This is a genomic window from Flavobacterium riviphilum, assembly GCF_055231795.1.
Map to the genome: position 1 here is coordinate 153,761 of NZ_JBUYSY010000004.1, position 26,066 is coordinate 179,826.

25 protein-coding genes are annotated in these 26,066 nt (G+C 35.7%); 13 read left to right on the forward strand and 12 right to left on the reverse strand.

The window, feature by feature from the left end; genetic code table 11:
- Positions 1–197: 197 nt before the first annotated feature.
- Positions 198–1,052 carry a formyltetrahydrofolate deformylase gene (purU, locus tag ACZIX2_RS06695; RefSeq protein WP_463339315.1) on the reverse strand — a complete coding sequence of 285 codons (855 nt, stop codon included), beginning with the start codon at positions 1,050–1,052 and terminating at the stop codon, positions 198–200.
- A gap of 287 nt (positions 1,053–1,339) precedes the next feature.
- Between purU and ACZIX2_RS06700 the strand changes: the two genes are divergently transcribed.
- Positions 1,340–4,798, forward strand: coding sequence for a methylmalonyl-CoA mutase family protein (locus ACZIX2_RS06700; protein WP_463339316.1), 3,459 nt, complete (start codon positions 1,340–1,342; stop codon positions 4,796–4,798).
- Positions 4,799–4,869: 71 nt separating this feature from the next.
- On the opposite strand, the gene ACZIX2_RS06705 is transcribed toward ACZIX2_RS06700, so the two are convergent.
- The 3 genes from ACZIX2_RS06705 to ACZIX2_RS06715 form a co-directional block, all read right to left on the reverse strand.
- Positions 4,870–5,265, reverse strand: coding sequence for a secretion protein (locus ACZIX2_RS06705; protein WP_463339317.1), 396 nt, complete (start codon positions 5,263–5,265; stop codon positions 4,870–4,872).
- Between the two features lie 363 nt (positions 5,266–5,628).
- On the reverse strand, positions 5,629–6,018 hold the full coding sequence (locus tag ACZIX2_RS06710) for a hypothetical protein (protein WP_463339318.1): 390 nt from the start codon (positions 6,016–6,018) through the stop codon (positions 5,629–5,631).
- A gap of 275 nt (positions 6,019–6,293) precedes the next feature.
- On the reverse strand, positions 6,294–6,716 hold the full coding sequence (locus ACZIX2_RS06715; RefSeq protein WP_463339319.1) for a secretion protein: 423 nt from the start codon (positions 6,714–6,716) through the stop codon (positions 6,294–6,296).
- 278 nt (positions 6,717–6,994) lie between these two features.
- Between ACZIX2_RS06715 and ACZIX2_RS06720 the strand changes: the two genes are divergently transcribed.
- From ACZIX2_RS06720 to ACZIX2_RS06730, 3 genes are all read left to right on the forward strand, one after another.
- Positions 6,995–7,867, forward strand: coding sequence for an AraC family transcriptional regulator (locus ACZIX2_RS06720; RefSeq protein ID WP_463339320.1), 873 nt, complete (start codon positions 6,995–6,997; stop codon positions 7,865–7,867).
- Positions 7,868–7,935: 68 nt separating this feature from the next.
- Positions 7,936–8,790, forward strand: a complete 855-nt coding sequence (locus ACZIX2_RS06725; protein WP_463339321.1) for an alpha/beta hydrolase — start codon at positions 7,936–7,938, stop codon at positions 8,788–8,790.
- 61 nt (positions 8,791–8,851) lie between these two features.
- On the forward strand, positions 8,852–9,349 hold the full coding sequence (locus tag ACZIX2_RS06730; protein WP_463339322.1) for a hypothetical protein: 498 nt from the start codon (positions 8,852–8,854) through the stop codon (positions 9,347–9,349).
- A gap of 98 nt (positions 9,350–9,447) precedes the next feature.
- On the opposite strand, the gene ACZIX2_RS06735 is transcribed toward ACZIX2_RS06730, so the two are convergent.
- Complete coding sequence (locus tag ACZIX2_RS06735; protein ID WP_463339323.1) at positions 9,448–10,401, reverse strand: TerC family protein; 954 nt, start codon at positions 10,399–10,401, stop codon at positions 9,448–9,450.
- 296 nt (positions 10,402–10,697) lie between these two features.
- Here ACZIX2_RS06735 and ACZIX2_RS06740 point away from each other — a divergent pair, with 296 nt between their 5' ends.
- The 4 genes from ACZIX2_RS06740 (at position 10,698) to ACZIX2_RS06755 (ending at position 15,130) form a co-directional block, all read left to right on the forward strand.
- Positions 10,698–12,887 carry a glutamine synthetase III family protein gene (locus ACZIX2_RS06740; RefSeq protein ID WP_463339324.1) on the forward strand — a complete coding sequence of 730 codons (2,190 nt, stop codon included), beginning with the start codon at positions 10,698–10,700 and terminating at the stop codon, positions 12,885–12,887.
- Between the two features lie 173 nt (positions 12,888–13,060).
- Positions 13,061–14,239 (forward strand): AIR synthase related protein, encoded by a 1,179-nt coding sequence (locus tag ACZIX2_RS06745; protein WP_463339325.1) that lies wholly within the window; start codon positions 13,061–13,063, stop codon positions 14,237–14,239.
- 84 nt (positions 14,240–14,323) lie between these two features.
- Positions 14,324–14,680 carry a hypothetical protein gene (locus ACZIX2_RS06750; protein WP_463339326.1) on the forward strand — a complete coding sequence of 119 codons (357 nt, stop codon included), beginning with the start codon at positions 14,324–14,326 and terminating at the stop codon, positions 14,678–14,680.
- 9 nt (positions 14,681–14,689) lie between these two features.
- Positions 14,690–15,130, forward strand: a complete 441-nt coding sequence (locus ACZIX2_RS06755) for a hypothetical protein (protein ID WP_064714644.1) — start codon at positions 14,690–14,692, stop codon at positions 15,128–15,130.
- Positions 15,131–15,331: 201 nt separating this feature from the next.
- Here ACZIX2_RS06755 and ACZIX2_RS06760 read toward each other — a convergent pair whose 3' ends face one another.
- From ACZIX2_RS06760 to ACZIX2_RS06775, 4 genes are all read right to left on the reverse strand, one after another.
- Positions 15,332–16,459, reverse strand: a complete 1,128-nt coding sequence (locus ACZIX2_RS06760) for a peptidylprolyl isomerase (protein ID WP_463339327.1) — start codon at positions 16,457–16,459, stop codon at positions 15,332–15,334.
- Positions 16,460–16,612: 153 nt separating this feature from the next.
- On the reverse strand, positions 16,613–17,719 hold the full coding sequence (locus ACZIX2_RS06765) for a peptidylprolyl isomerase (protein WP_463339328.1): 1,107 nt from the start codon (positions 17,717–17,719) through the stop codon (positions 16,613–16,615).
- A 23-nt stretch (positions 17,720–17,742) separates the two neighbouring features.
- Positions 17,743–18,369 carry a gliding motility-associated peptidyl-prolyl isomerase GldI gene (gene gldI / locus ACZIX2_RS06770; protein WP_463339329.1) on the reverse strand — a complete coding sequence of 209 codons (627 nt, stop codon included), beginning with the start codon at positions 18,367–18,369 and terminating at the stop codon, positions 17,743–17,745.
- The gene (locus tag ACZIX2_RS06775) at positions 18,369–19,379 is read right to left on the reverse strand and encodes a DHH family phosphoesterase (protein ID WP_463339330.1); all 1,011 of its coding nucleotides are present in this window, start codon (positions 19,377–19,379) and stop codon (positions 18,369–18,371) included. Before ACZIX2_RS06775 ends, gldI begins: the two co-directional genes overlap by 1 nt.
- 283 nt (positions 19,380–19,662) lie before the next feature.
- Between ACZIX2_RS06775 and ACZIX2_RS06780 the strand changes: the two genes are divergently transcribed.
- The 3 genes from ACZIX2_RS06780 to ACZIX2_RS06790 all read left to right on the forward strand — a co-directional run bounded on the left by ACZIX2_RS06780 (position 19,663) and on the right by ACZIX2_RS06790 (position 22,655).
- Positions 19,663–21,279 (forward strand): S8 family serine peptidase, encoded by a 1,617-nt coding sequence (locus ACZIX2_RS06780; protein WP_463339331.1) that lies wholly within the window; start codon positions 19,663–19,665, stop codon positions 21,277–21,279.
- Positions 21,280–21,289: 10 nt separating this feature from the next.
- Entirely contained in the window at positions 21,290–22,234 is a 945-nt protein-coding gene (locus ACZIX2_RS06785; protein WP_463339332.1) for an NAD(P)H-dependent flavin oxidoreductase, read from the forward strand.
- Between the two features lie 88 nt (positions 22,235–22,322).
- Positions 22,323–22,655 (forward strand): hypothetical protein, encoded by a 333-nt coding sequence (locus ACZIX2_RS06790; RefSeq protein ID WP_463339333.1) that lies wholly within the window; start codon positions 22,323–22,325, stop codon positions 22,653–22,655.
- Positions 22,656–22,714: 59 nt separating this feature from the next.
- Here ACZIX2_RS06790 and ACZIX2_RS06795 read toward each other — a convergent pair whose 3' ends face one another.
- Entirely contained in the window at positions 22,715–23,155 is a 441-nt protein-coding gene (locus tag ACZIX2_RS06795; RefSeq protein ID WP_463339334.1) for a DUF4268 domain-containing protein, read from the reverse strand.
- A gap of 83 nt (positions 23,156–23,238) precedes the next feature.
- Between ACZIX2_RS06795 and ACZIX2_RS06800 the strand changes: the two genes are divergently transcribed.
- On the forward strand, positions 23,239–23,880 hold the full coding sequence (locus ACZIX2_RS06800) for an NUDIX hydrolase (RefSeq protein WP_463339335.1): 642 nt from the start codon (positions 23,239–23,241) through the stop codon (positions 23,878–23,880).
- 118 nt (positions 23,881–23,998) lie between these two features.
- Positions 23,999–24,808 carry a lysophospholipid acyltransferase family protein gene (locus ACZIX2_RS06805; RefSeq protein WP_463339336.1) on the forward strand — a complete coding sequence of 270 codons (810 nt, stop codon included), beginning with the start codon at positions 23,999–24,001 and terminating at the stop codon, positions 24,806–24,808.
- A gap of 34 nt (positions 24,809–24,842) precedes the next feature.
- Here the strand turns inward: ACZIX2_RS06805 and ACZIX2_RS06810 are convergent, their stop codons facing one another.
- Complete coding sequence (locus tag ACZIX2_RS06810; RefSeq protein ID WP_463339337.1) at positions 24,843–25,475, reverse strand: hypothetical protein; 633 nt, start codon at positions 25,473–25,475, stop codon at positions 24,843–24,845.
- Complete coding sequence (locus tag ACZIX2_RS06815; protein WP_463339338.1) at positions 25,472–25,975, reverse strand: RNA polymerase sigma factor; 504 nt, start codon at positions 25,973–25,975, stop codon at positions 25,472–25,474. The genes ACZIX2_RS06810 and ACZIX2_RS06815 overlap by 4 nt, the downstream gene beginning before the upstream one ends.
- Positions 25,976–26,066 lie beyond the last annotated feature (91 nt).

The window sequence follows — 26,066 nt, forward strand, 5'->3', positions numbered from 1 at the left end:
AGTAGCTTTTGCAAAAATGTATCATTTATACTGAGAATTGTGGTTCTAAATCAACCCCCAATTTCAAAAAAGTGAACGAAAGTTTGTCTATAGACCCTTACTAGATTGAACAGAGAAGCGATAGGAAATAGGGAGTGGGATTTATTTACAACTACTATTGTATAGTAGATAGTTAAAGTTAATCATGCCGAAACTCACTACAAAAATACTACGGTTTTATTGTTATACACCATAGTTTTACGTTCGGCATGCAATTTTATGGCTCTTGCTAACACCATGCGTTCTAAATCGCGTCCTTTCATAATAAAATCCTCAATAGAGTGGCTGTGGGTTACACGAGCAATATCTTGTTCAATGATTGGGCCTTCGTCCAAACCCTCGGTTACATAATGACTAGTAGCGCCAATGATTTTTACACCGCGTTTAAAAGCAGAATGATAAGGTTTAGCCCCAGGAAAAGCGGGTAAGAAAGAATGATGGATATTGATAATGTTGTTTTGGTACTTTTCAATCAGTTTTGGGGTAATGATTTGCATGTAGCGCGCCAATACAATGAAGTCGATGTTATACTTATCTAATAATTCTAATTGTCCTTTTTCGCCAATTTCTTTGATTTCTTTGGTGAAAGGAACACAATAAAAAGGAATTGCAAATTGTTCGGCTACTTTTCTTAAATCTTCGTGATTGCTAATGATTACAGGGATTTCAAGTGGTAATTCGCCAGCGCTATAGCGTCCCAAAATATCGTATAAACAATGATCGTATTTAGAAACAAACAAAGCCATTCTCGGTTTTTGTTGTTGCGGATAAATTTTCCAATCCATATCGAATGGAAGGGCTAGATTGGTTTCAAAATCAGCTTTTATAGCTTCGATTGGCCATTTTTCAGATTCCAATTCACATTCCAATCGCATAAAAAAAACATTTTCATCGGCATCAACGTGTTGGTCCAAATAAATAATGTTTCCTTCTATCGAGGCGATGTAGTTAGTAACTGAGGCTATAATTGACTTTTGATCTTTGCAATGTATGAGAATGGTAATTTTTTGCATTTTCCTGAAAAATATCTGTTTTAACTAAGGGTAAGATTGGAAATTGTGATCAAAAGCGTTGTTTTGTTGTTTTTTGAATAAAAAAACGTGATTTTTATTTGTTTTGTACGCTGGCTTTTGATGGTACTTAATCCAATCTTTTGCATTAAGTGCTGTTTTTTATCAAATCTAATTCAAAAAATTCAAGTTTTCAAATGAAAGGGTTGTTTTATGATAATTCAAATAAGCGATGATTTTTGTTTTAAAAAAAACGTAATTTGGTAGCATAAATTATCATATTCATATAAATGGAATCACAAAAACCTTATATTCCTGTTAATAAAGTAAGAATTGTTACTGCAGCCTCTCTATTTGATGGTCATGATGCCGCTATAAATATTATGCGTCGAATTATTCAGTCGACCGGAGTGGAAGTGATTCATTTGGGACACGATCGCAGTGTAGAAGAGGTAGTGAATACTGCCATTCAAGAAGATGCCAATGCTATTGCAATGACTTCTTATCAAGGGGGACATAACGAATATTTTAAATACATGTACGATTTGCTTCAAGAAAAAGGAGCAGGACATATCAAGATTTTTGGTGGAGGCGGGGGCGTTATTTTACCTTCAGAAATTGAAGAATTACATCAGTACGGTATCACTAGAATTTATTCTCCGGATGATGGTCGTGCGATGGGATTACAAGGCATGATCAATGATCTGGTGGAAAGGGCCGATGCAAGCCCCCCAACCCCCAAAGGGGGAGTTAAAGAAGTGGCAGCTAATTTAGTAAATAAAGAGGTTAACACAATTGCTAGATTAATTTCATTAGCAGAAAATAATCCAGAAGATTTTCATAAAATTTTCACACCCTCACTTGTAGCTCCCCGCCTTGGCGGGGCGGGGGGGGCTCCCGTTCTAGGAATTACAGGAACCGGTGGAGCAGGAAAATCTTCTTTGGTGGATGAATTGGTAAGACGTTTTTTAATTGATTTCCCCGAAAAAACCATCGGATTAATCTCTGTAGATCCATCGAAACGTAAAACAGGTGGCGCTTTGTTGGGTGATAGAATTCGTATGAATGCGATTAATAATCCTAGAGTGTATATGCGTTCGTTGGCGACACGTCAATCTAATTTGGCGTTGTCTAAATATGTAGCCGAAGCCATTCAGGTGCTTAAGGCGGCGAAATACGATATTATTATTTTAGAAACTTCAGGAATTGGGCAATCGGATACTGAAATTATGGACCATTCAGATGTTTCATTATACGTAATGACACCTGAGTTTGGAGCAGCCACGCAATTGGAAAAAATTGACATGCTTGATTTTGCCGATTTAGTAGCCTTGAATAAATTCGATAAGCGTGGTGCTTTGGATGCGCTTAGAGATGTGAAAAAACAATACCAACGCAATCATAATTTATGGGATGTAAATCCAGATGAAATGCCGGTTTTTGGAACGATTGCTTCTCAGTTCAACGATCCAGGAATGAACACGCTCTATAAATCGATTATGGATAAAATTGTAGAGAAAACCAGTTCAGATTTAAAATCGACTTTCGAGATTACTCGCGAAATGAGCGAGAAAGTTTTTGTCATTCCACCACATCGTACCCGTTATTTATCTGAAATAGCGGAGAACAACCGTAAATATGATGAAACGGCTTTGAGTCAAGAGCAAGTGGCTCAAAAGTTATACGGAATTTATAAAACAATCGAAACAGTTTCTAATAAGAAGCCAGTACTCAATAAAGCTGGAATTGATGACGCGTCTGTATTGTCATCTGCTACAGCGTCGCATGATGAAAACCGTATCTTTTTGAATTTACTTTTGAATCAATTCGACAAAGTAAAAATGGATTTAGATTCTTACAATTGGGAAATGATTCTGACTTGGAATGAAAAAGTAAATAAGTATAAAAATCCTGTTTATACTTTTAAAGTTAGAGATCGTGAAATCAAAATGGCGACGCATACCGAGAGTTTATCGCATTCGCAAATTCCTAAAGTTGCTTTGCCAAAGTATAAAGCTTGGGGTGATATTTTGCGTTGGTGTTTACAAGAAAATGTTCCAGGAGAATTTCCATTTACTGCAGGATTGTATCCTTTCAAACGCGAAGGTGAAGATCCTTCTCGAATGTTTGCAGGTGAAGGTGGTCCAGAGCGAACTAACAAACGTTTTCATTATGTAAGTGCAGGTTTACCAGCCAAAAGACTTTCGACAGCTTTTGATAGTGTGACTTTGTACGGAAACGATCCACACATTCGTCCTGATATTTATGGTAAAATCGGAAATGCAGGAGTTTCTATTTGTTGCTTGGATGATGCTAAAAAACTGTATTCTGGTTTTGATTTGGTGCACGCTATGACTTCGGTGAGTATGACTATCAATGGACCAGCGCCTATGGTGCTTGGATTCTTTATGAATGCTGCTATCGATCAACAATGTGAGATGTACATCAAGCAGAATGATTTGGTGGAAGAAGTAGAAGCTAAGATAAAAGCGATTTACCAAGAAAAAGGAGTAGAGCGTCCAAAATATCAAGGTGATTTACCAGAAGGTAATAATGGTTTGGGATTGCTACTTTTGGGAGTAACCGGAGATCAAGTGTTGCCTTTAGAAGTTTATAATGAAATAAAAGCCAAAACATTAGCGCAAGTTCGCGGAACCGTTCAAGCGGATATTTTAAAAGAAGACCAAGCACAAAATACTTGTATTTTCTCTACGGAGTTTGCCTTGCGACTAATGGGCGATGTTCAGGAGTATTTTATTGCGAATAATGTTAGAAATTTCTATTCGGTTTCAATTTCTGGCTATCATATTGCCGAGGCTGGGGCTAATCCTATTACGCAATTGGCTTTTACTTTGGCCAATGGTTTTACTTATGTAGAATACTACTTGAGTAGAGGCATGAATATTAATGATTTTGGACCAAATTTATCGTTCTTTTTCTCGAATGGTGTAGATCCAGAATATGCAGTTATCGGACGTGTTGCCAGAAGAATTTGGGCGAAAGCTTTGAAAAATAAATATGGAGCCAACGAAAGAGCTCAGATGTTGAAATACCATATTCAAACTTCAGGGCGTTCTTTGCATGCTCAAGAAATTGATTTCAATGATATTCGTACGACTTTACAGGCTTTGTATGCGATTTATGACAACTGTAACTCTTTGCATACCAATGCGTATGATGAAGCTATTACAACGCCAACTGAAGAATCGGTGCGTAGAGCTATGGCTATTCAGTTGATTATTAATAAAGAATTAGGTTTGGCTAAAAATGAGAATCCAATTCAAGGTGCTTTTATCATCGAAGAATTGACTGATTTAGTGGAAGCAGCTGTTTTACAAGAGTTTGATAGAATTACAGAGCGTGGTGGAGTGCTTGGAGCTATGGAGACGATGTACCAACGTTCTAAAATTCAAGAAGAAAGTTTGTATTACGAAACATTGAAACATACAGGTGAGTTCCCAATTATTGGGGTAAACACTTTCTTGAGTTCTAAAGGATCTCCAACGGTAATTCCAGCTGAAGTTATTCGTGCTACTGAAGAAGAAAAGCAATACCAAATCACAATGTTGAATAATTTACACCAAGCAAATGCTGATTTGGTATCCCAACATTTGAAAACCTTACAAGAGGCAGCCATCAACAATGAAAACATCTTTGATCATTTGATGGAAGCCACAAAGGTTTGTTCTTTAGGGCAAATCACGGCTTCATTGTTTGAAGTAGGTGGGCAGTATAGAAGAAATATGTAAAAGCAATAAGTTATAATACAATAAAGGCTGTCAAAATTTTGACAGCCTTTTCTTTTAATTGATTTTTTCTACTAGTGAGTCGCTGCAATTAATTTTTTAGAATTGTTTTTGTACACGGCGGTGATTGCTTTTCTTTCCAAAATGGTTTGGTTTTTGGCTACTATAATTTCATGAGAAACTGACTTCAAATTGTTTTCAACAACAAGTAGGTATTTGCCTTCTGGAAATTGTTCTAGATTGTAAATTTTAGAGATACCTTTAGTTCCTGAAGCTACTTCAGTAAATAATAAATTGTGCTCTAAGTCATAAATTGAAACTGTCACTTTTTGTTTACCATTAACAGAGAAACTAATTGTACTGTCTTTTCCTTTTTTTACATTAAGTAAAAAATCACCATCAATTGCGTAGGTGTTTAAACTTGCTAAAGCCAACGCTACCACCAAACTTAATTTTTTAATTGTTCTCATAATTGTTTGTTTTTAAGTTGTTAGTTAAAATTTCTATGGCTAAATTAGAGGAACCATGTAAAAAGGAAGGCATCAGGATTTTCAAATATGTGTACAAAATTAACATTACTATTTCGTTGTAGTTGTTTTAAAGGTAAAATAGTATTTGTTTAGGTTAATATTGTAAACATTTATTTTGAGTATAATTCATTGTTTTTGGTTAAAAATGACTTTTTGTTTGTTAAAAAGTGTTTTTTGGTTGAGTAATTTTAGCTTGATTGTGTTATTTGATGAATATAGTATAAAGTTGTTTTTTTTTGTTGCTGTATCGACATAAAAAAACCATCGTTAAAGATGGTTCTATTGATAAATGGCTTACTTTTTTTAATTGATAGCTACAATTTGAAGATCTTCAAGATTTTTTAAAAACGTCTCCATTATAGGTTGTTTGCTCAACGTGGCTACGTTTTTGGAGACACTAATACTGTGCTTTACTGATTTTTCTTCGTTTGATACGATTAAATAATAGTGACCGTCTTTGTAGTTTGCTAAGTTGTAGGTTAATGTAGAGCTTCCAAGTTCGTTAATTTGTTCTGAAAAAAGGGTTTGGTTTTGGCTATCGCAAAGGGTTATGCTTAGTTTTTTCTGATTACTAATAGAAAAACTAATTTTTTTTTCTTTCGCTTTTTTAACTTGTAACATTGGTGTTCCTTCTATGGCAAAAGCGTGAAGTTGGAATATAAATAGGAATACCAAACTGTAGATAAATTTCATGGTTTCAGAATTGAGGTTAGTGATGCTAAAGTAAAATATTGTTGGGAAGATTTTTACATCAGTATTGTCCAATTGTGAGGATTAAAGTTAAATTTACAACGATGTAGTGGTTGTTTTGGTTAAAATACCATAGTTTTGATTGTTTTTGTTCGTATGCTGATGAAGAAAAATGAAAACCCAATAGGGTGATCTTACCGATTGTTTTACAAAAAAAAAGACTGCTCAAATGAGCAGCCTAAAACCTAAAGTATTGAACTAATTGTAGTAATTCCTTCTTATTTTAAAGCAATTTTGTTGTTTTCAAAAGTGTTTTTGTAGATTTCTAAAAACGCTCTTTTGCTCAAAGTTGCTGCAGTAGAATCAATTTTTATTTGATGTTTTACTTCTTTAGAATCTGTTTTTACAACTAAAATGTAATTTCCAGTTGGTAGTTCGTCTAAATTGTAAAACTTCACAATTCCTTTTTTTCCTGCTGCTTTTTCTGAAAAGATTAAGTTGTTGTCTGTATCATAGATTGCGATAATAGCTTTTTCAACTCCATTCAAAGCAAAACTGATTTCGTTTCCTTTGGTGTTTTTTACGTTCAAAATAAAATTTCCATCAGTTGCATAAGAGTTTAAACTTAGCATTGCGAATAATACAAGGATACCTAATTTTTTCATGATTTTTTTATTGTATTTAATTAATTTCTTGTTCATTTTTGATTTTGCTAAATTACTGTGGAAGAACAAATGATTGTGTTACCATATTTTCATATGTCTATGCTATTTTACCACTTGCGAAAACGTTGTCTTGTGTTTTTTGATAATTTAATGACTATTTTGGATAATTTTGTATAGATTTGCTATGTTGGCGGTTTTAAGAAGTTGTTGTTGTAATTTCTAAAGCTGTACAAAAAATTACTAATAAGCTAATGGCTCAGCAGCAGTGAAATAAGTGTGTATTAGGATTTCTAACTCATTTTAATTTTTTAAGTATGAAAAAAGTGGCCCCTGCTCTAGAATTGATAACACCTTCGTATGGTAGTTCTTTCAGTTTTACAAAGTATGAAGCAAGTACCAATGCAAAATCGCATGTATGGCATTATCATCCCGAAATAGAATTAGTATATATTAAAGGAGGGTCAGGCAAACGCCAAATAGGAAGTCATATTTCTTATTTTACTGATGGTGATTTGATTCTAATAGGTAGCAATTTGCCGCATTGTGGTTTTACTAATAATCAAACAGGGAATTTATCAGAAATCGTAGTACAGTTGACGCCTGATTTTTTAGGGGAATCTTTTTTTGATATTCCTGAAATGAGTGGGGTTAAAAGTTTACTTCAACAAGCTAAAGCTGGTATTGCTTTTTCTGGAGAGAGTAAACATAAAATTGGCGCTTTGATGGATCAAATGCACGAAGCTTCTTCCTTTGAAAGATTGCTGATGTTGTGCGAAGTATTAAATAATATGAGTCTTTCTAAAGAATATCAGGTTTTGAATGCTTCTGGAATGTCTCTCGAATTACAAGTACAAGATAACGATCGTATTAATGTAGTGTTTAACTATGTAAAAGATCACTTTCAAGAACCTATCGCTTTAGAGGAAGTAGCCGAATTGGTAAGTATGACCATTCCTTCTTTTTGTAGGTATTTTAAAAAAATAACCAACAAAACATTTACCACTTTTGTAAACGAATATCGTATTGTACATGCTTCAAAACTCTTAGCGGAGAAACCCATTAGTATCAATGAAGTGTGTTTTGAAAGTGGCTTTAATAATTTTAGTCATTTCAATAAATCCTTCAAGGCTTATACGGGTAAAAGTGCCTCGCAATACCGTAATGAATTAAAAACGATTCTGAAATAGGGCTGGAAGTAGAAGGCCTCTGCTTAAATTTTGTAAATTGCAAGGATAATTTTTAAAATCTTTTCATAATGAATAAAATTAAGTATGCTTCTTTTATTTGTTTCTTTTTTTATGCTATAACTTCATTTGCTGCTAAGGTAGATACCTTAGAGGTTAAAAGTATAGCCATGAATCGAATGTTCAAAACTGCGGTAGTATTACCAAACGCTTATCAAAAAAGTAAAGCAAATTTTCCTGTGGTGTATCTGTTGCACGGCGCCTATGGACGTTTTAGTGATTGGCTAAAACATACCCCTAATAAAGAAACGGTGAAAAAATTAGCAGATCAATACAATTGGATAGTAGTAATGCCCGAAGGAGCTACTTATAGTTTTTACTTAGACAGTCCAGTAAATAGTGGTAGTCAGTATGAAACTTTTGTGGCTAAAGAAGTTGTACAAGCTGTAGATACCACTTATCGAACCATTGCTTCTAAGGAGGGTCGGGTAATAACTGGTTTGTCTATGGGAGGACATGGTGCGTTATATTTATCTGCCAAGCATCCTGATTTGTTTTGTGCGGCTGGAAGTATGAGTGGGGCGGTAGACATGAGTGCTATGCTTGAAAGGACCAATGCAGCACGTGTGATCGAATTGATGCAGCCCGTCTTTGGTGAACAAAGTAATCAAGTGGCCCTGTATGAAAAACATGCCGTGTTAAATTTAGTGGATAAAATTCGAGAAAATAAAATACCATTATACTTTGATTGTGGGGTAGATGATTTTTTAATTGAACCCAATAGAGAATTGCACAGAAGATTAGTGTATTTAAAAGTCCCTCATGAATATACAGAACGACCAGGAGCGCATACTTGGACGTATTGGGAAAATGCCTTGCCGTATCATTTTTTATTTTTTAGTAAAATATTGCCTAAAAATCAGTAATTTTAATAATTGGTTTGGTTTTTGCTTGTAGTTGAAATGTTAACTTAAAAAAATAATAATTATGAAACGAGTATTTACCTTTTTGGCTATTATAGGTTTGATGGCTTTTTCAAGTTGTAACAATGATGACGATTTTGATTCAGATACTATTGCTGAAGTGTTTGAATTGAGAAATGTTAATTTTAGTTTTAGTGCTGCTGATGGTTATACTATATTTAGACCCTTGTCACCAAGGATTTTTGATTCCGATGTGATTTTGATTTATAGATTGAGTGGAACTATTGATGGGAATACCCCAATTTGGCAGCAAATTCCAAGAACCTTGTTTTTAAATGAAGGGGAGTTGGATTATGATTTTGATTTTTCCAAAGAAGATTTTACCATTTATGCTGGTGGGACTTATAATTTAGCATTAACGCCACAATACATCAATAATCAAACGTTTAGAATTGTTATTGTTCCGGGTTATTTTGCTAAAACACTTAAAGATACCGACTATTTTTCGGTGATGAAAGCACTGAATTTAAATGAAAGCAAGGTACAAAATGTGAAGTTTTAAAGTTGTAGAACAACAAAAAAAGGGCGTTATAATGTAATAACGCCCTTTTTTTATGTCTAATAATTCTAATGAAGAGGATTCGTTGTCAAAGAAAACGGTTATTCTATGATGTCTTCTGTTTTGTTTAGTTTTAAAGATACTAATACCCCAGTAAGCAAGGATAAAGCGATAAACCCTAAAGAAGCCCATTCGGGTACTTCTATATAATCGTGAAGCAACATTTTTAAACCTACAAATGTAAGAATAGCAATTAAGCTGTATTCTAAATAACTGAATTTGGCCAGCATATTGGCTAAAAAGAAATACATAGAGCGCAATCCTAATATGGCGAAAATATTAGAACTAAATACCAAAAACGGGTCGGAAGTAATGGCTAAGATCGCAGGTACACTATCCACTGCAAACAAAACGTCCATAACTTCAATAACGATCAAGGCTACAAAAAGCGGTGTGGCGTGATTTTTATCATGTATCTTGATAAAAAAATGTTCTCTGTCAGTATGAGAGGTTAAAGGAATGAGTTTGCCGAGTATTTTGTACACCCAAGATTGTTTAGGTTCAAATTCGTCTTCCTCGCCAGAAAAAAACATTTTAATAGCCGTGAAAATTAAAAAGGCACCAAATAAGTAGGTGGTCCAAGCGAATTTATTGATGATTAAAACGCCAAAGAAAATCATCAATCCTCGGAAAACGATAGCGCCTAGGATACCCCAAAACAATACCCTATGTTGGTATTTTTGTGGAATTTTAAAGGCTGAAAAAATAACAGCAATCACAAAAATGTTATCCACGCTCAGCGAAAGTTCGATTAAGTAGCCCGTGATGAATTTCATGGTAGCAACAGTTGCGGGTAAACCCGTTGGGTTTTCTACGTGACCTGAATTATAAAGCCAGTAGATCACTCCGGAAAAAAGCATGGAGATGGAAAACCAAATCAAAGTCCATTTGCTTGCTTCTTTGGTGTTGATGATGTGTGGGGTTTTGTTGAATACACCTAAATCTAGGGCTAAAATTCCAAAAATGAGTACAATAAAGAGGGTCCAAACAATCATGAGTTTTGTTTTTTCTATTTTTTACAAAAGTAGTGGATGCAATTAGTATTAAGAAATTTTTAGTACAGTTTTTATGTTGTTCGCAAAAAGGACTTGTTTTTAGGTTTTAGATAGTTGAATATCGGAATTTTTGTTTTGATTTATTGTTAACTCTATAAATTTAAGGGTCTATTTTTTTTAAACTCATAATATTTGATATGTACCCCTTAAAAAAATAAGGTAAAATGTTTGTTATATGTTTTTTCTTCTATATTTGCATAAACTTTAAAGGGTTATCAATATTTAAATACTAATTTATGTCTACATTACGTTTTCAAGCTTTAAAAGAAGCATCTACTAGAAAGCCAGTTCAGTTTGAGGAATTAGATAGAAAGTCATTGCTATTTGGTTCTAATGTTTTTAATGACAAAGCAATGAAGCAATATTTGACTTCTGATGCTTATAAAGCAGTTAAAGGAGCTATTTTGCACGGTACAAAAATTGATAGAAAAATAGCCGATTATATCGCAATGGGTATGAAAGAGTGGGCCTTGTCAAAAGGAGTGACTCATTATACACACTGGTTTCAACCTTTAACAGGAACTACAGCTGAGAAACACGATGCCTTTTTTGAAACTTCGTATGACGGAAGTGACCCAGTAGAAAAATTTGGTGGCGCTCAATTGGTTCAACAAGAGCCTGATGCATCAAGTTTTCCTAATGGAGGAATTAGAAATACATTTGAAGCACGTGGATATACTGCTTGGGATCCAACCTCTCCAGCCTTTATCTTCGGAACTACTTTGTGTATTCCTACCATTTTTATTTCCTATACTGGTGAGGCATTAGACAATAAAATTCCTTTATTAAGAGCTTTGTCAGCTATGGATGAGGCGGCAACTGAAGTTTGTAAATATTTTGATAAAAACGTTAAGAAAGTAACAGCTACTTTAGGATGGGAGCAAGAGTATTTCTTAGTTGATAGAGCTTTGGCTAATTCACGACCTGATTTAATGATGACCGGAAGGACTTTGTTGGGGCATACATCTGCTAAAGGACAACAATTAGACGATCATTATTTTGGGTCCATTCCTTCTCGTGCCTTGACTTTCATGAGAGATTTGGAACAAGAATGTATGTTGTTAGGTATCCCAGTGAAAACACGTCACAATGAGGTAGCACCAAATCAATTTGAGCTAGCGCCAATTTTTGAAGAAACCAATTTAGCAGTTGATCATAACTGTTTGTTGATGGATGTAATGGGTAAAGTAGCCGAAAGACATAACTTTACGGTATTGCTACACGAAAAACCATTCAAAGGAGTAAATGGTTCTGGTAAACACAACAACTGGTCTATGGCTACCGATACTGGGGTGAACTTATTGAGCCCAAGTAAAACTCCAATGAGTAATTTACAATTCTTAACTTTCTTTATCAATACGATTAAAGCGGTTAATGAATATGAAGAATTGCTTAGAGCTTCTATCGCTACAGCAAGTAATGACCACCGTTTAGGAGCAAATGAAGCGCCTCCAGCAATTATTTCTGTGTTTATTGGTGACCAATTAACAAAAGTGTTAGCTGAATTAGAAGGAGTAACTGACGGGAAGTTATCACCAGAAGAGAAAACAGATTTGAAACTGAATGTAGTGGGTAAAATTCCAGATGTATTGTTAGATAATACAGATAGAAACAGAACTTCTCCTTTTGCTTTCACTGGAAATAAATTTGAGTTTAGAGCAGTAGGTTCTTCTGCTAACTGTTCTAATGCAATGACTACTTTGAATGCCATTGTAGCCAAACAATTGAGAGATTTTAAAGTAGAAGTTGATGCTTTGATTGAAGGCAAAGACATGAAAAAAGATGATGCTATCTTTAATGTGTTAAGAGAGTACATCAAACAATCTAAGAAGATTCTTTTCGAAGGAGACGGATATAGCGAAGCATGGGCTAACGAAGCAGCAAAAAGAGGATTGAGTAATTACAAAACGACTCCAGAAGCTTTGAAAGCTAAAGCGTCTAAAAAAGCTTTAGACTTGTACAGCGAGTTGGGTATCATGAACCATGTTGAGGTAGAAGCGCGTTATGAAATTGAATTAGAAGAGTACACTAAAAAAATCCAAATTGAAGGACGTGTATTAGGAGATATCTCTAAAAACCACGTGATTCCAACAGCGATTCGTTACCAAAATACCTTAATTGAAAATGTTAAAGGATTGAAAGATATCTTTGGTAAAGATTACGAAGAAGTAGCTAAGGAGCAAATTATTTTGATTAAGAAAATTTCAGAACATATCGAAGGTATCAACTCTAAAGTAGCTTTGATGACCGACGAAAGAAAAGCAGCTAATAGCTTGTCTAATGCTCAAGAAATGGCAGAAGCTTACTGCAACAAAGTGAAACCTTATTTTGAAGAAATCCGTAATCACTGTGATAAACTAGAGTTGTTAGTAGACAATGAATTGTGGACTTTAACAAAATATAGAGAGTTGTTGTTCACTAAATAGTGTGTAAATGTTAAACGAAAAAAGGAACCTAGTAATAGGTTCCTTTTTTTTGTTTACAAATGGAGTCTATTTTTGTGTTTTAAAGGCTAGATTTTTTTACACCAAATTAGGGTTTAAACCAAGAAATTAAAAAAACTGCTTATCTTTGCACCACATCAACACTAACTAATTTCATGAGTTCAGCTACTTCTAAACGATATGCACAACGCGGTGTTTCGGCATCCAAAGAAGATGTGCATAATGCTATTAAAAACATCGATAAAGGTTTATTTCCACAAGCATTCTGTAAAATTGTTCCCGATTATTTAACCCAAGATCAAGACTATTGTTTGATCATGCATGCCGATGGTGCTGGAACAAAATCCTCATTGGCCTATATGTATTGGAAAGAAACCGGTGATCTTTCAGTGTGGAAAGGCATTGCACAAGATGCATTAATTATGAATATTGATGATTTGTTGTGCGTTGGAGCAACTGACAATATTTTACTTTCGTCTACTATCGGAAGAAACAAAAATCTAATTCCTGCTGAGGTGATCTCAGCAATTATTAATGGTACGGAAGAATTAATTCAGGAACTCGCTACTTTTGGCGTGACTATTCATTCTACCGGAGGCGAAACGGCCGATGTTGGCGATTTAGTTCGTACCATCATTGTAGATTCTACCGTTACTGCGCGCATGAAACGTGCCGATGTAATTGACAACGCCAATATTCAAGCCGGCGATGTTATTGTTGGTTTGGCATCTTTTGGTCAAGCCACTTATGAAAAAGAATACAACGGAGGAATGGGAAGTAACGGCTTAACTTCTGCCCGTCACGACGTTTTTGAGAAATACTTAGCGGCCAAATATCCGGAGAGTTTTGATGCCGCTGTTCCTTCAGACTTGATTTATTCTGGGCAAGTAAAATTGACGGATGCTGTTGAAAATTCGCCTATCGATGCAGGTAAATTGGTCTTATCGCCAACCAGAACGTATGCGCCAATTATAAAAGCTATTTTAGATAAATATTCTGCTGACGAAGTACACGGAATGGTACACTGTAGCGGAGGAGCACAAACTAAAATCTTGCATTTTGTCAATAATTTACACATTATAAAAGACAATTTATTCCCAGTGCCACCTTTGTTTCAATTGATTCAAGAGCAGTCCAAAACCGATTGGAAAGAGATGTATCAAGTATTCAATTGTGGACACCGAATGGAGTTGTACGTTCCAGAAGCTATTGCACAAGACATCATTGCGATTTCAAAATCGTTTAATGTCGATGCGAAAATTGTAGGTAGAGTAGAAGCTTCGGATGCCAAAAAACTAACCATCAACAGCGAATACGGTACTTTCGAATATTAAAAAAAGTTTAATCGATTAACTGCTTAACCGGTTAACCGATTAAACCTTTAAACAATTAAACCCTTTAACTGTTAAACTTTTCCTATGTACGAACTACTTTTTTGGCGCTATCAAGAGGGTATTTACCTCAATCATCATTTGGTTTACGAAGCCTTGGTCGAACAAGAAATTGTTGAGGGTTTAGAAGATTTACCGGTTGAGGTTATTTTGAATCGGTTGAATAGTGTGTTTGCTACTTGGGAAAAAGTAGACGACAACAGCTGGAAAAACACCAAAGGCAAAGGCGCTTTTCAGGTTAAGACTACACCACAAAGTATTCAAATCGACTGCTACGGCACCGATGGGAAAACGATGAATTTGTTGGCTGATACTCTGGAAGAATACAAATGTCCGGTGTACGATCCGCAAGTTCCAGTTCGCTATGATGAATTTAACGAATAAAACAATATCATGAAAATAAATTTAAAAAGCGGGATTGAGCAGCTTTTGTTTGGGATGAAACAAAACGATGTGACTGCTATTTATGGTAAGCCAGACCGCAATTACAAAGACGAAGATGATAACGTGATTTTGGTGTACAACAAATTGAAAATGCGTTTGACTTTTTATCAAGAAGAAGAGTTAAGATTAGGATATATCGTAGCTTCGAGTCCAAAATTGGAATTGTTTGGTAATTTGATTATTGATAAACCCATTGCATCGGTTAAAAAAGACTTGGCTGCAAAAGGAATAACCAAATTTACACAAGAGGAATTTGATACGTTTGAAAATTACTTCAATGAAGACAATTGGTTTATTCTTCAAACCGAATTTGAAGAAGTGGTAAAATTTGAGATTGGTGCCATTATCAATCAAAAAGACGAATTTGATTGGAAATTTGGAAAGAAGTAAACCTTTCTATAGCAATAAAAAAACCGATAACATTTCACTTGTTATCGGTTTTTTATTTTGTTCCAAAAGGAAATTTACATCAAACACTATTTCAATATAGTCCAATCGTGTTTTTGTCATATCGAGCGCAGTCGAGATATAGTGAGGGTTCTCGACTGCGCTCGAACTGACAAAATGGACTATTTATAGAAGTTATTGGATTTACTTCGTTTCTGGTTTTTTATCCATGATTTCAAGTTCAAAAACTAGAGTAGCATTGGGTGGGATTACTCCGCCTGCCCCTCTTTCGCTATAAGCCAAATTAGCGGGAAGTATCGCTATCATTTTTTCTCCTAAATGTAACAAGCTTAACGCTTCAATAAATCCAGGAATCATACCTTCTTTTTTGCCAGCAACAAACGGAAAAGGTTGGTAACCGTTTTGTGCCGCTCGATTGGCATCGAATTTTCCATAGGTTTTGTTTACACCTTCGTAGCTGCTGTCAAATAATTTACCATCTTCAAAATAACCAGCGTAGTGAAAATAAACGGTCGATCCATCAACAGGTTTTACATCACTTCCTTTTTGAATGACTTGGTAGATTAATCCTGAAGGGGTTTTGGTACCTGATGCTTTAACTGAGGCAATGAAATCAGCTTTTTCTTTGGCAATAGCTTCCAATTTGGCTTTTTCTTTTGCAGCTATGGCGTCTTTGTTAGCATAATAGTCTGTGAAGACTTTTGCGGCATTGAATTTTTTGGCCAAGGCGCCTTTGCGTATAATGGTAACCTTGGTAATAACATCGTTTTGTGCAATGGCATTCACTACATTCATTCCTTCGGTAACATGTCCAAAAACAGTGTGTTTTCCGTCTAGCCAAGGAGTGTCTTTATGCGTAATGAAAAATTGACTGCCGTTGGTTTCAGGGCCAGAATTGGCCATAGATAAAATCCCCCCTTTATCGTGTTTTAAATCAGTAAACTCATCTTTAAATCGATAACCAGGTTCGCCTGCGCCTGTACCTAATGGATCGCCACCTTGAATCATAAAGTCTTTGATGACACGGTGAAATTTTAAGCCATCATAAAAGGGTTTTCCTTTGAGTTCTTTTTTTACGTAGGGGTTAGTGCCTTCGGCTAAACTTACAAAATTAGCTACTGTAATGGGGGTTTTTTGAAATTCAAGCGCCAAAACAATGGTTCCTTTGTTAGTTTCGATGTTGGCAAATAGTCCTTCTCCAGGGACTACTTTTGTTGCGGTTGGTTTTTTAGCAGGAGTAGCTGCCTTTTTAACTTGTGCATTGATACTTACTATCCCGAAGAATAAGAAGAGAAGCAATTTTGATTTCATTTGTATTGATGGTTTTTTTAAAATTAGTGATTAGTAATTAGTAAATTCCTTAGCAGTTGTAAAAAGAACTTGGCTGATAGTCCATAGTTCTTAGTTCATAGTCCTTAATGTTGTAAATAGTGCTTAGTAAAAGCTAATCACTAATCACAAATACTACATTTTTTCTAATAATTCAATTTCAAAAATAATATTGGCATTAGGTGGAATAGGACCTACCCCTTGAGCACCGTAACCCAATGCGGAAGGGATGAAAATCGTGGCTTTTTCTCCAAATTTTAATTTTTCTATACCTTCAATAAAGCCTGGGATTAATCCGTCTTTTTTACCCATTTCAAAAGGAATTGGTAAGTACTGTTTAGCTGCAGCCCTTGCAGGATCTAATTTTCCAAAAGTTTTAGATACGCTTTCGATGCTAGAGTCGAACAACGTTCCGTTTTCTAAAAATCCAGCATAATGGATGTAAACAGGTGTGCCTGCAGCAGGTTTTTTACCAGTACTAGTTTTTGTGATTACATATTCCAAACCAGTTGGGGTTTTGGTGGCTTTCGCTTTTAAAGCTTCAAATTCAGCTACCTTTTGATCTTGTACGGCTTTGAATTTAGCATTATAGGCGTCTAATTCGGCTTGTAATTTTTTCTGATTTTCTGCTTCAACAATATAATAGTCGTGGAAAATTTTCACAGCATTGAATTTTTTGGCTTCTTCACCATTTCTAATGATGGTTATTTTTTCCATATAGTCGCCTTGATTGATTTGGTTGACTACTTCCATGCCTTTACCTACAACTTGTCCAAAAATGGTGTGTTTGCCTTCTAACCAAGGAGTTTCTAAATGCGTAATGAAAAACTGACTACTGTTGGTGGCAGGACCATTGTTGGCCATGGCTAATACCCCTCCTTTGTCAAAGCGTAAATCAGAAATTTCATCCTTGAATTTGTAACCGGTATCTCCAGAGCCTGTTCCCAGTGGATCGCCGGTTTGAATCATGAAATCCGCGATTACTCGGTGAAATTTTAATCCATCATAAAAAGGACGATTCTTTAAATTCGCATTGGTGATGAATTCATTTTTTCCTTCGGCCAAAGTGATGAAATTGGCCACCGTAATAGGGGCTCTTTTGTAATCCAATTGTAAAATAATATCCCCTTTGTTAGTGGTTATCTTAGCATACAATCCATCGGCTAAATCATTGTTTTCTGTGTTTTTGCAGCCCAATAATGTAGCAATAGCAAACAATCCAAGTAGTATTCTTTTTTTCATTTCTAGTATTTATAGGTTTGAATTTAATTAAGTGTGTCTTTGGTAAGAAGTTGTGGTTGCAAAAGGGCTTTGGCTTTGGCTTGTTCTTGTTTTTTATACTCGCTTTCAGAGATAAAGTTTTTTAAAGTTACCGTGTAAAGTAAAGGAACATTGGTGCCTATTTTTTTATCGTCTCCATGATAACCATAGGCCATGTGCGAGGGGAATAAAAAAACAAATGTTTCTTTTTTTCGCATCAGCTTTAGGCCGTCTCGTAACCCCATCATGATATTCTGTTTGTCTACAAAATAGGTTTGAGGTTGGGTTTCTTCTCTGGTGTAAATGATATTGCCTTTTAAGTCTTTAACTTCATAATCAAAGTAAGCGACATCTCCTTTTTTGGGAGTAAGAGTGTCAAGTACATTTCTTTTGGCATAATGGTACCAATATCCTTTTTGTGAAGCTAAAAAAGTGATAGCAGCATTCTTTTTTATCACAGCTTGAATCATCATTTCTTCACTGGCGACTAATTTTTTATTTCGAATGATGGACTTTTTCATGAAGCTTCCAGATGCTTGAGAAATTGGTCTTCTAGCTTCTTGGTTTTGTTCGCAACTCCATAAAAAACTGCTAAGGATTATGAGTAAGAGGCTGATTTTGGTGCTTTTCATTACAGTGGTATGTTGAGTTGATGTACTAATTCTAGAAATTTCGCTACGGTATTTTCCATGGTATCAAAGGATTTTCCGCCAGCCGCGTTAATGTGGCCTCCGCCATTAAAATGGTTTCTGGCAAATTCGTTCACATCAAAATTACCTTGAGAACGGAACGAAATTTTGATGATGTTTTCTTCCTGATTTTCTATAAAAATGGCAGAGAACACGATACCTTTTATACTTAAACCATAATTGACAATGCCTTCAGTATCGCCTTTAACAAAATGAAATTCGTTCAATTCGGCTTGGCTTAAGGTAATGTACGAGGTTTGTTTCTCGGGGATGAGTTGCATGTTTTGCAAAGCTCTTCCTAGCAATTGTAAGCGATTATAAGAACTGTTGTCAAACAATAAGGTTGGAATCACAGTGTTTTCGACACCTAAATCGATCAATTCTGCCACAATACGATGGGTATTGCCATTGGTTTTAGGAAAACGAAATGATCCAGAGTCAGTAAGTATACCGGTATAAATACAGGTGGCAATGGTTTTGTCAATAAATGATTTTTTGCCCAAATAGGTGATAAAATTAAACACCATTTCGCAGGTCGACCCAAAGGCTACATCCGAATACATAACCGTAGCGTAAGGATCAGGCTTTTGATGGTGGTCAATCATGATAAAAGGGGTAGAAAGTGTCGCTAACACCGATTCCATTTCACCTACTCTGTGCAACGCATTAAAGTCTAAGGTGAAAATTAAGTCGGCTTCCTTTAATATAGCAGTACAATTGTCTTTGTCCTTTTCATAAATCTTGACGGTATCAGCCCCAGGCATCCAAGCTAAGAAATCAGGAAATTCGTTGGGCGACATAACCAAAGCTTGGTGTTTGTTTTTAAGCAAAAAATGGTAAAGTGCTAAGGTTGATCCCATGGCATCTCCATCAGGAGACCGGTGAGGGAGTATTACAATATTTTTTGGGGTTGCTAAAAGTTCTTGGGTGATTTGAATATCTTTTATTTTCATTCGGGATAACTAATGATTAGTAATTGGTTATCTACAAGTTGCATGTAATCCCTATGGGTATTCATGCTCATTTCATAGATTGCGAAATTACATTTTTTTATTCAAACTGGAAATCATTAAGGGTGAATTGCCTTTTTTAGAAGTGGCCTAAGTACTTCTTGAGCAAGGTTTGTTCCAAATAATAGGTGTCTGATAAAATATACAATACGGAGGAATTGTGAAGAAACCTAAAATTGTTGTTGAAAAACACCTTGTGTTATACAAAATTTAACTACATTTCGGCATGAAAAAATGGTTGTATTTTACGCTACTACTCATTAATGGACTCTTGTTTGCACAAGAGGATGCTTGGGTTTATTTTAAAGATAAATCCAATGTGCAGGCCTATGTAGATAATCCACTGCTAATGCTTTCGCAACGTGCTATTGATCGTCGAAATTCTCAAAGTATTACTTTTGATGTTAAAGATTATCCTATAGCTGCTACGTATAAGAAATCTATAAAAGATGCAGCGGGTATCGTAATCATGGGGCAATCCAAATGGTTGAATGCCCTTCATGTTCGCGGAACGGCAACAGCAATCAATACCCTTAAAAACTTTCCTTTTGTTGCTAAAGTTAGTTTTGCTGATAAGACGTTAAATGGTGTTGCTAAAACAAAACTTTCGTCCAAATCGCAACTGTTTCAAACCAAGAACAACACGGCCATTACATATAATTATGGTAATGCTGCCAATCAAATTCAAATGTTAAATGGGCAAATATTGCATCAAAAAGAGTTTACCGGAAAAGGGAAGGTAATTGCAGTGTTGGATGCTGGATTTCCAGGAGTAAATACACAATTGCCTTTTAAAAAATTACGAGACAACCAGCAGATTCTCGGAGGCTACAATTATGTAAAACGCAGCCCCGATTTTTATTCAGGGGGCAATCACGGTACTTTAGTGTTGTCAACCATAGGAGGGTTTCAAGATAATGCATTAGTAGGTACAGCACCCGAGGCTAGTTTTTATCTTTTTGTAACCGAAGATGATGCTTCTGAAAACCCTGTTGAAGAGACCCTGTGGGTAGAAGCTGCTGAAAAAGCGGATAGTCTAGGAGCAGATATCATCAATAGTTCTCTAGGTTATTTTGATTTTGATAATGCCAAATACAATTATTCCTATGCCGATATGAATGGGGCGACGACGTTTATTAGCCGTGGCGCTGAAATAGCTTGTAGTCGCGGTATGATAGTGGTGGCTTCTGCTGGAAATTCTGGCAATAGCTCCATGCCTTACATCGCCGCTCCGGCAGATGCAGTGTCGGTTTTAACGGTTGGTGCTGTTACGGCTACAGGTACCAAGGCAGTGTTTAGTTCTATTGGTCCTTCTTCGGATGGTAGAATTAAACCCAATGTCATTGCTCAAGGACAAGCTGCAGTGGTGGCAAACGAAGTAGGAAACATCGGTACGGCCAATGGAACTTCGTTTTCGAGTCCAATAATGGCTGGATTAGTAGCTTGTTTATGGCAAGCTTTTCCCGAAAAGACCAATAAACAAATTCAAGAGCTTATTCTTAAATCTTCTTCTTTGTATACCAATCCGTCCAATCAGATGGGATATGGTATTCCTAATTTTAGCACTGCTTTGAATGAGGGCCTTCTAACAACGGTTGAATTGGCCACGTTGCCTGTGGTTTTGTATCCCAATCCCACTCAAGACCAAGTGAACGTAGTGTGGCCATCGTATTTGACCGAGGCAAGAATCGAGATCGTTTCATTACTAGGACAAAAAGTCGCCGAGTATGTACTTACGGCAGACCATGCCTATTTTTCCGTTGCCAATCTTCCTAAAGGGGGGTATAGTTTTATTCTTAGAGCGAATCAATATATGGCCTCTGGAAAGATACTTAAAAATTAAGAAACATTTGATGAATACGATTACACAACTTTTTGGAATTCAATATCCCATCATACAAGGTGGGATGATTTGGAATAGTGGTTACAAATTGGCAAGTGCCGTGAGCAATACTGGTGGACTAGGTTTAATTGGTGCCGGGTCCATGTATCCTAATGTTTTACGGGAACACATTCAAAAGTGTAAGTTGGCTACAAATAAACCTTTTGGGGTCAATGTTCCTATGTTGTATCCCAACATAGAAGAAATCATGCAAATCATTGTAGAAGAAGGCGTGAAAATCGTATTTACCTCTGCAGGTAATCCCAAAATTTGGACTTCCTTTTTGAAGGAAAAAGGCATAACAGTAGTGCATGTAGTGAGTAGCGCTACATTCGCATTGAAAGCACAAGAGGCAGGAGTAGATGCTGTGGTAGCTGAAGGATTTGAAGCCGGAGGACACAATGGGAGAGAGGAAACAACTACATTGACTTTAATTCCTTTGGTGAAACAAAAAATTAAAATTCCATTGATTGCTGCTGGTGGCATAGCAACAGGAAGAGGGATGCTAGCCGCAATGGCATTAGGTGCTGATGGCGTGCAAATGGGTAGTAGGTTTGCAGCGTCTGTAGAATCTTCAGCCCATCAGGATTTTAAAGCATTAATCGTTAAGGTGAAAGAAGGCGATACACAGCTAACTTTGAAAGAACTTGCGCCCGTTCGGTTAATCAAAAATGATTTCTATGAAGAAGTCCAAAAATTGTATGCTCGATGCGCTTCCAAAGAAGAATTGATAGCTTTGTTAGGACGAGCTAGGGCCAAAAAAGGGATGTTTGAAGGCGATTTGAGTGAAGGTGAACTCGAAATTGGCCAAATTGCGAGTATCATTGACAAGGTTTTACCCGCTCGTGAAATTATAACGACTATTATGAATGAATTTCGAGTTGCCCAAATCGAAATAAATCAACTTCAATTTTAATAACACCCTACTTGCCCCAATGAATAAGCCGTTTGTTTTTTTAATATTTTGTTTTGCCTTATTGTGTTTTCAATTTTCAAACGCTCAGGTGTATAAGTTTCAGACCTCAGGATACAGTGTTTTAGAAAAAAATGAAAAAGGGAAGTGGGGCGAATGGTCTGAATTAGATTTAATCAATATCCCTGTTACTTTAGATACCTCAAAACATCGGATTGTAGTGTATACTCCTTTGTTGCAATTGTACGCCATACAAAATTATCTCGAAGTGGAAGAGACGGCTTCGGATATAAAGTATGCATTCGATTGCAAAGACGAAAATGGAGAAGAATGTACGCTGATGATTATTACGAGAAAACTGCAAGGACACCGCAAACAATTGTATATCAATTATGAAAATAGAATTTTGTTGTACAATATATAGCAAACTATTCAAAGCTGTTGTTGTGAAACGAGCTTGGTTTTGGTGCTGTTGCAACTCGTTTAGTTTTTGTCAATATCCTTAATGAATTCATCGTACTCTAGATAGAAAAGCTCTAGTGCATGCATTTTTTCAAAGAAAAAATCAAAAATAGCCTCCCAATGCGATCTGTTGCTTACACTTAATCCTGATTTTTCCACCCAAATGCGACTGATGGTTTTGCCGTTTTCAAGTGTAAAATTACGTTCGTATACCAAATCTTTGATGAATTCCTCTTCTAATATATTTTTAAGTGCTTCCAACTTTTCAAAGTATTGCCAACGGAGTGTATCATTGCGGTGTTCAATGTCAATCAGTACTTGTGCTTTTTTATTGTCAGCCCAAAATTTAAAAGAGAAGTCTTTGATTTTTGTATCATAAAGCACCCATTTTTTGGGGTATTTTTCGGCAAAAGCGATCCAAAATTCTTGTTTGAGTCGTTGATTTTCTGCTTTGCTATACATGTGGTAAAATTTAAAATGGGATTTGATTATCTTATAAACTATAGTATATTTATAGTATTGCTTTGCAAAAATACGGTATACCTATGGATTTTCAAGATTTTCAGCGCCTAATCCCAAAATTAATTGAAGTGCCGCTTCAAGGCTATGCTTCGCATATGAAAATGGCCCCACAGGAACGAAAAGATTTTTTAAAGGCATTTACTGCAGATCAAAAACAACCTAAAACTGCAGCTGTTTTGATGTTGTTGTATCCCAAGCAGGGCAAGACCCATTTAGTGCTCATTGAAAGAAATGCCTACGAGGGGGTGCATTCTGCTCAAATTGCCTTTCCAGGGGGTAAATTTGAACCCAATGACCGAGACTTTGAAGTGACGGCCTTGCGCGAATCCGAAGAAGAAATTGGAATCCAAAGAGAGCAAGTCACTATTGTAAAATCGTTTACTCCCTTATATATTCCACCAAGTAATTTTATGGTTCATCCTTTTTTGGGCTTGGCTAAAGAGGAAATCCATTTTGTTCGAGATGCAAAAGAAGTAGCCAGTATCATTGAATTGTCTTTAGAGGATTTTTTGAGCGATCACCTTCTTTTTCAAACCCGCCTCACTACTTCTTATGCTACCAATATTTTGGTGCCTGCTTTTAAAATTAACCAACACATTGTCTGGGGAGCTACCGCTATGATTATGAGTGAGTTGAAGGAGGCGTTGCAGTTAGTTTTTAAATAATCTTAATTTTATTTTAAAAAAACCTTTATTTTTTGTGAAATTATTGCAATTTTAGCAAAATATTTCCATAATAGAAATATGTTGTATCTTTGTCCTCCAATTTTCAAAAGTAAATAAAATGGGATTGTTGAAAAGAAATCCTTTTGGTCATATTCTGTATATCAAAAAATGGTTGATTCGTATTTTTGGGGTAATTACTCATAGACGGTATCGTGGTTTTAATGAATTGCAAATAGAAGGTTCCGAAATTATAAGGAATTTGCCTCAAAAAAATGTGTTGTTTATCTCCAATCATCAAACCTATTTTGCCGATGTAGTGGCCATGTTTCATGTGTTCAATGCGAGTTTAAGCGGAAGAGATGATAATATCAAAAATGTTGGATATTTGTGGCAACCCAAAATGAATATTTATTATGTGGCAGCCAAGGAAACCATGCGTGCGGGCTTGTTGCCTCGAATTATGGCTTATGTAGGTGCGATTACCGTAGAACGTACTTGGCGTTCCAAAGGAAAAGACGTAGAAGAAAAACGAGAAGTGAACCCCAACGACACCGAAAATATTAAAATAGCTTTAGCAGATGGTTGGGTGATTACTTTTCCACAAGGTACCACCAAATCTTTTAAGCCTGTTCGAAAAGGGACGGCGCATATTATCAAAGATCACAAGCCTATTGTAGTGCCCATTGTAATTGATGGCTTCAGACGATCTTTTGATAAAAAAGGATTGCGACTTAAAAAGAAAGGAATTTTACAATCGTTTATTATAAAAGAACCACTAGAAATTGACTATGATAACGAAACCGTAGAAGAAATTGTTGAAAAAATTGAATATGCAATAGAACAACACCCTTCCTTCTTAAAAGTAATTCCTGCCGAAGAAATTGAAGCAGAAAAAGAATTAAACAAACTCCGAAAGTGGGATTATTAAGTACAAAAAAGCAGTCGTTTTAGACTGCTTTTTTTTATAAATCAATTTTCTTAAGTTCTTTGTAATTTTCTAACAAACGTTTTAATAAACGTCCGTAAATTAGACGATAAAAAAGCCAAAGTGCTCCAAATACTAGCACAATAAACACTAGCAAAAAGGCAAAAGTAAAGGCCATCATAGCATAATCTTGGCCAAGTTTATTGGCCAATTGGATCGATTCAGGATTGTATTTGAAGGCGATGTAAAATCCAATAAAAAACGAAAGCACCAATTGTCCTAAATTGTAATACACATAGTAATTAACCGTTTTTCTGGTTTTAAGGATGTCTTTCATCAATTGTTTGGTAGACGCTGTGGTCGATATCACTTTGTAATTCTTGTAAAACAAATAAATGAAAACAAACAAGATCAGATAATTGAAATAGTTGTAGATGGAGAAGTATACCGATAATTCTTCGTGATTTAACTTTTTGAAATAGTTATCTATATTGATTCCAAAACCCAAAATGCTCCAAAAAATCAATTCCATTACACTAATAATCAAAATCCATTTTACAATAGAGGATGATCGTTGGTGCAACATTCGATAGATTTCTTTTTCGGTAACTTGCTCAAAAGTGGCATCGACTCTTTGCCAGTCTTTTTTAAGTAAATCCAATTCTTTCATGATTCTAATGGATTTAATATTTTTTTTAATTTACCTTTAATTCTATTCATTTTTACTCTTGCGTTCACCTCACTAATCCCTAAGGTCTCGGATATTTCATGATAATCTTTGTCTTCTAGATACATAAAAATCAACGCTTTTTCGATGTCGTTCAGCTGGTAAACGGCTTGATAGAGTAATTTTAACTGTTCCTCTTCTTCGTAATTGTATTCAACTTCGGGGGTGTAATGAAGTCTACCTTCAAACGAAGTGGTGGCAATGGCTTTTTTGTCTTTTCGATACAGCGTGATGGCTGTGTTTAGTGCGACTCTATAGGCCCAAGTAGAAAATTTACTTTCACCTCTGAATTTTGGAAAGGCTTTCCAAAGCTGAATGGTGATTTCTTGAAACAAATCTTTGTGTGCATCTTCGCCAGAAGTATACAGCCTACAAATCTTGTGGATGATATTCTGGTTCGCTTGCAATTGGGTTACAAAAGAAGTTTCTAAATTTTCTGTCATATATGTATTAGTGGGTGTAATACTTTATTTGTTACAAATTAAATTAATTTTTTTTATAAAAATTGTAAGCAGTATTGGATTGGCGACTTCT

What these genes read in the sequence shown, in the direction of transcription:
- ACZIX2_RS06800 (WP_463339335.1), top strand. Translation starts at nt 23,239, where the DNA reads ATGGATTTTCAAGATTTTCAGCGCCTAATCCCAAAATTAATTGAAGTG.
- ACZIX2_RS06715 (WP_463339319.1), bottom strand. Translation starts at nt 6,716, where the DNA reads ATGAACAAGAAATTAATTAAATACAATAAAAAAATCATGAAAAAATTA.
- ACZIX2_RS06815 (WP_463339338.1), bottom strand. Translation starts at nt 25,975, where the DNA reads ATGACAGAAAATTTAGAAACTTCTTTTGTAACCCAATTGCAAGCGAAC.
- gldI (WP_463339329.1), bottom strand. Translation starts at nt 18,369, where the DNA reads ATGAAAAGCACCAAAATCAGCCTCTTACTCATAATCCTTAGCAGTTTT.
- ACZIX2_RS06740 (WP_463339324.1), top strand. Translation starts at nt 10,698, where the DNA reads ATGTCTACATTACGTTTTCAAGCTTTAAAAGAAGCATCTACTAGAAAG.
- ACZIX2_RS06745 (WP_463339325.1), top strand. Translation starts at nt 13,061, where the DNA reads ATGAGTTCAGCTACTTCTAAACGATATGCACAACGCGGTGTTTCGGCA.
- ACZIX2_RS06705 (WP_463339317.1), bottom strand. Translation starts at nt 5,265, where the DNA reads ATGAGAACAATTAAAAAATTAAGTTTGGTGGTAGCGTTGGCTTTAGCA.
- ACZIX2_RS06730 (WP_463339322.1), top strand. Translation starts at nt 8,852, where the DNA reads ATGAAACGAGTATTTACCTTTTTGGCTATTATAGGTTTGATGGCTTTT.
- ACZIX2_RS06810 (WP_463339337.1), bottom strand. Translation starts at nt 25,475, where the DNA reads ATGAAAGAATTGGATTTACTTAAAAAAGACTGGCAAAGAGTCGATGCC.
- ACZIX2_RS06755 (WP_064714644.1), top strand. Translation starts at nt 14,690, where the DNA reads ATGAAAATAAATTTAAAAAGCGGGATTGAGCAGCTTTTGTTTGGGATG.
- ACZIX2_RS06775 (WP_463339330.1), bottom strand. Translation starts at nt 19,379, where the DNA reads ATGAAAATAAAAGATATTCAAATCACCCAAGAACTTTTAGCAACCCCA.
- ACZIX2_RS06795 (WP_463339334.1), bottom strand. Translation starts at nt 23,155, where the DNA reads ATGTATAGCAAAGCAGAAAATCAACGACTCAAACAAGAATTTTGGATC.
- ACZIX2_RS06720 (WP_463339320.1), top strand. Translation starts at nt 6,995, where the DNA reads ATGAAAAAAGTGGCCCCTGCTCTAGAATTGATAACACCTTCGTATGGT.
- ACZIX2_RS06725 (WP_463339321.1), top strand. Translation starts at nt 7,936, where the DNA reads ATGAATAAAATTAAGTATGCTTCTTTTATTTGTTTCTTTTTTTATGCT.
- ACZIX2_RS06700 (WP_463339316.1), top strand. Translation starts at nt 1,340, where the DNA reads ATGGAATCACAAAAACCTTATATTCCTGTTAATAAAGTAAGAATTGTT.
- ACZIX2_RS06785 (WP_463339332.1), top strand. Translation starts at nt 21,290, where the DNA reads ATGAATACGATTACACAACTTTTTGGAATTCAATATCCCATCATACAA.
- ACZIX2_RS06765 (WP_463339328.1), bottom strand. Translation starts at nt 17,719, where the DNA reads ATGAAAAAAAGAATACTACTTGGATTGTTTGCTATTGCTACATTATTG.
- ACZIX2_RS06750 (WP_463339326.1), top strand. Translation starts at nt 14,324, where the DNA reads ATGTACGAACTACTTTTTTGGCGCTATCAAGAGGGTATTTACCTCAAT.
- ACZIX2_RS06780 (WP_463339331.1), top strand. Translation starts at nt 19,663, where the DNA reads ATGAAAAAATGGTTGTATTTTACGCTACTACTCATTAATGGACTCTTG.
- ACZIX2_RS06760 (WP_463339327.1), bottom strand. Translation starts at nt 16,459, where the DNA reads ATGAAATCAAAATTGCTTCTCTTCTTATTCTTCGGGATAGTAAGTATC.
- purU (WP_463339315.1), bottom strand. Translation starts at nt 1,052, where the DNA reads ATGCAAAAAATTACCATTCTCATACATTGCAAAGATCAAAAGTCAATT.
- ACZIX2_RS06735 (WP_463339323.1), bottom strand. Translation starts at nt 10,401, where the DNA reads ATGATTGTTTGGACCCTCTTTATTGTACTCATTTTTGGAATTTTAGCC.
- ACZIX2_RS06710 (WP_463339318.1), bottom strand. Translation starts at nt 6,018, where the DNA reads ATGAAATTTATCTACAGTTTGGTATTCCTATTTATATTCCAACTTCAC.
- ACZIX2_RS06805 (WP_463339336.1), top strand. Translation starts at nt 23,999, where the DNA reads ATGGGATTGTTGAAAAGAAATCCTTTTGGTCATATTCTGTATATCAAA.